Origin of the sequence: Roseiarcus sp. (assembly GCF_052145395.1) — a bacterium.
GTDB lineage: Bacteria > Pseudomonadota > Alphaproteobacteria > Rhizobiales > Beijerinckiaceae > Roseiarcus.
In genome coordinates this window covers 1-3,435 of sequence record NZ_JBKQOT010000211.1, presented here as the reverse complement: position 1 = coordinate 3,435, position 3,435 = coordinate 1, and the positions used below count along the sequence as shown (strand labels likewise).

Annotated in this window: 4 protein-coding genes; 2 read left to right on the top strand and 2 right to left on the bottom strand. The window is 64.7% G+C overall.

Going from position 1 to position 3,435, the window contains the following annotated elements; genetic code table 11:
- On the top strand, window positions 1–850 hold an 850-nt coding region (locus tag ACLP25_RS07270), incomplete at its 5' end, for a sulfatase-like hydrolase/transferase (protein WP_442468546.1).
- Window positions 851–939: 89 nt separating this feature from the next.
- Complete coding sequence (locus ACLP25_RS07265; protein ID WP_442468545.1) at window positions 940–1,326, top strand: DUF1622 domain-containing protein; 387 nt, start codon at window positions 940–942, stop codon at window positions 1,324–1,326.
- Window positions 1,327–1,362: 36 nt separating this feature from the next.
- Here ACLP25_RS07265 and ACLP25_RS07260 read toward each other — a convergent pair whose 3' ends face one another.
- Together ACLP25_RS07260 and ACLP25_RS07255 are read right to left on the bottom strand one after the other, a co-directional pair.
- Window positions 1,363–1,608 (bottom strand): hypothetical protein, encoded by a 246-nt coding sequence (locus tag ACLP25_RS07260; protein WP_442468544.1) that lies wholly within the window; start codon window positions 1,606–1,608, stop codon window positions 1,363–1,365.
- Window positions 1,609–1,733: 125 nt separating this feature from the next.
- A complete protein-coding gene (locus tag ACLP25_RS07255; RefSeq protein ID WP_442468547.1) occupies window positions 1,734–3,362 on the bottom strand; it encodes a porin in 1,629 nt (542 codons plus the stop codon).
- Window positions 3,363–3,435: the final 73 nt, after the last annotated feature.

The following is a 3,435-nucleotide window of genomic DNA, read 5'->3' as shown; positions in this document are numbered from 1 at the left end:
GACGGGCATGCATTTCCGCACCCACCCGGCCGCCAAGCACAAGGGCAAGAGCAACGGCCAGGGCGACTACAACGACGTGATGGTCGCCCACGACGAGCACATCGGCCAGATGCTCGCGAAACTCGATGAGCTCGGCATCGCCGACGACACCATCGTCATGTACTCGACCGACAACGGCCCCCACTACAACTCGTGGCCGGACGCCGGCATCACGCCTTTTCGCTCCGAGAAGAACACCAATTGGGAAGGCGGCTGGCGCGTGCCGGCTTTCGTCCGCTGGCCCAAGAAATTCAAGGCGGGGACGGTGCTCAACGGCATCGTAAGCCATCAGGACTGGCTGCCGACGCTGCTGGCCGCCGCGGGAGAGCCGGACATCAAGGCGAAGCTGCACGCCGGCGCGACGGTCGGGGACAAGACCTTCAAGGTTCACATCGACGGCATCGACATGCTGCCGTACCTGAGCGGCGAGACGAAGGAGAGCCCCAGGCAGTTCTTCTTCTACATCAGCGACGACGGCGACATCCTCGCCATCCGAATGAAGGACTGGAAGGTCGTGCTGATGGAGCAGCGCGCCAAGCATTTGATGTGCTGGTTCGAGCCGTTCGTGCATCTCAGAGCGCCGAAGATGTTCAACCTGAGGCGCGATCCGTTCGAGCGGGCGGACGAGAACTCCAACACCTACTGGGATTGGCTGCTCTCACACACCTACATCCTCTATGCGATGCAGGCGCTTGTGGCGAACCAGATCGCCGAGTTCCAGGCGTTCCCGCCGCGCCAGAAGCCGGCGTCGTTCAACCTCGACGCGGTGCTGAGACAGATACAGGAGGCGCACAGCAGCGCTGGGCACTGAGCGGGCATTCGCGCGGGCCCCTTCTCCCGCACGGGACCGTTGCGGGAGAAGGGGCCGGCGCGCGGAATTCCAGGCGCTTGGGGGGCGTCGTGAGAGACTGGATTTCGCTTTTCGCCGACAGCGCCGTCGTGGCGATCGACGCGATGGCTGTGCTGATCATCGCGGTCGGCACGATCGAGATGTTCGTCACCTGCGTCCGCTCGGTCTTCAATCCCTCCCGGACCGGCCGCGATCTTCGCGACGGCTATCTGCGCTACGCGCGATGGCTGATGGCTGGCCTCACGTTTCAGCTTGCCAACGACATCATCATCTCGGCCCGCGCCCCGACCTGGGACGACATTGGGCGCCTGGCCGCGATCGCCTTCATCCGGACCTTCCTCAATTTCTTCCTCGAGCGCGACATCGTCGAGGCGGGCAAGTTTCCGATCGACGAGGAACCGCCGCGCGTCGACCGGGGCGCGCCGTCAGCGTCGTGACGGAACGGCCGTATCGTTGCACGACCGAGATCGCCCTCAGTTCGGCGACCCCCATTCCCTTTGAACCTTGTTGTGACAGGCGCGCTCCTGATGGCGTCGGACATAAATGACGCGCCAGCGGTCATGAACTCGCGTCACCCATCCGCCGAGCTGCAGCGCGCAGGCGCACTGGGCCCTCTCGCGCGCGTCCGGAAAAACGTCACACTTGGAATTGGCGGCCCAGGCCGGTCCGGCGAACAGAAGGGCGGCGAGCGCCCCCGCGAGAAAGATACGGTTTCTCACAGCGTCAAGTTCCTCCCCATGTCAGCGCAGCCGCCGATCGCCCCGCTGATGCGGCATGCGGCGGCAAGAAAAAACCCCGGAGCTTTTGCTCCGGGGCTCTTTCCTTTCAACCGATTGGGTTGCGATCAGAAGTAGCGGGTGATGCGGAGACGGCCGGCGAAGCCGCTCGAGTTCCCTTCCCAGGCGCCTGGCACGAAGACCGCGCCGCCGGCGTTGCCGAGATTGTAGACGGTTCCGAGGAAGCCCGTCGGCTTCTCCTGGTTCACCGACTGATACATCACCTCGAGGTCGAAGTTCAGGTTGGTGACTGGGTTCCAGCCGAGGTCGGCGCCGATCAGCCAGGTCGTCGCGGACTTCGACAGCGGGCCCTGGATGGCCTGGGCGATGCCGCAGCCGAAACCGAGGATGTAGCAGCCGCCGCCCATGTTGCTCCACTCGAGGCCGCCGACCGACCCTTCGAGGTCGATGTAGAACTGCGGCGTGAAGTGGTGCTCGAGCAGGGCGCTGACCGACCACGCGGTTGGCTTCGACCACGAGTTGGTGAGCGGGTTGAAGAAGGCGTCGGCGAGATACATCGGCTGACCGTTGCCGTTGACCTGGCCGTTCTCGCCCCACATCCCGTCCGGCAGACCCGAGTACCACACCGCGCTCTGGGTGTAGCTGCCGGTGACCAGGACGGTGTCGCCCGCGCCGAGCTGCGGTATGTTCAGTTTCACGCCGCCGTCGACGCCCCAGCCGATCTGGTTGTGTTGGCTGTCGCAGTTGATCAGCGGGAGGCCCGTGACGCCGACGCCGCAACCCAGTTCGCCGAGCGCGCCGGTATAACCGTTAGCGCTAACGTTCACGTTATGGATAACGCCCGACACCTGGGCCTCGCCCCAACCCTGGGTGACGTGCAGGTTCCCGACGATGTCGGGCCAACGCTGGCCGCCGAAGGTGATGCTGCCCGGGTTGGCGCCGGTCAGCGCTCCGAAGTTGGCGCCGCCCGAACCCGTCAACTGCGTGCCTTCGCCCGAGAAGCCGTTCGTGCCCGGGCTTTGCGCCGCGACGGTGGCGGAGAAGCCGCCGCCGAAAGAGGCGGTGTAGGCCATCAGGATCGGCTCGTTGAAGCCCTTCTGGTCGGGCGAGAAGAAGTTCGCCCAGTTGTCGCCGCCGCCGGTGAACGAATAGAACGAGGCGGCCTTACCGGCGGTGACTCCGGCCCAAGTCAGGTAGGCTTCGTTGACGTAGACGGCAGAGTCGGTGCTGGAGCTGCCGTTGAGCGGGTCGAGGCCGTTGCCGAGGTCGGCCTGGAAGTCGAAGTGGCCGATTAACGGGCCGTAGGCGGTGTTCGAGGCGATGTCGAAGCCGAAGCTGGAGCGCATCGACCAGCCGGTGGCGTTACGATAGAAGGTGCTGTTTCCCTGCCCCGCGCTGCCCGCGATCAACACGCGCTGCGTAGAGCGGTTGTCGATGGAGGATAGGGCCGCGAGCGCGTTCGCGGCGTTCGGCGTGAGGGGTATCGCTGAAGTCGCGAGTATAGCATCGCCAGTCGATCCCCAGTTGTACTGGGTGTTCAGGTTGCCGCCCACGAACTGGGCCGTGATGTAGCCGGAGAGCTTCACGCAGGTGTCGGAACCCGGCAGGGTCCAGCCGGTGATGCCGCCGACGTTGCAGATCTTGACATATTGCACGACGGGCTCGGCCTTCTTTGTGGGAAGATCGGCAGCCTGCGCGCCGGCGACGGCGACGTTGCCGGCGGCCGAACCGAGCAGATTGCTCTTGATGAGCGTCTTTTCTTGACCTCCAGTTGATACCTTGGGCGTTGGTTATTCTCACTTCCGATCC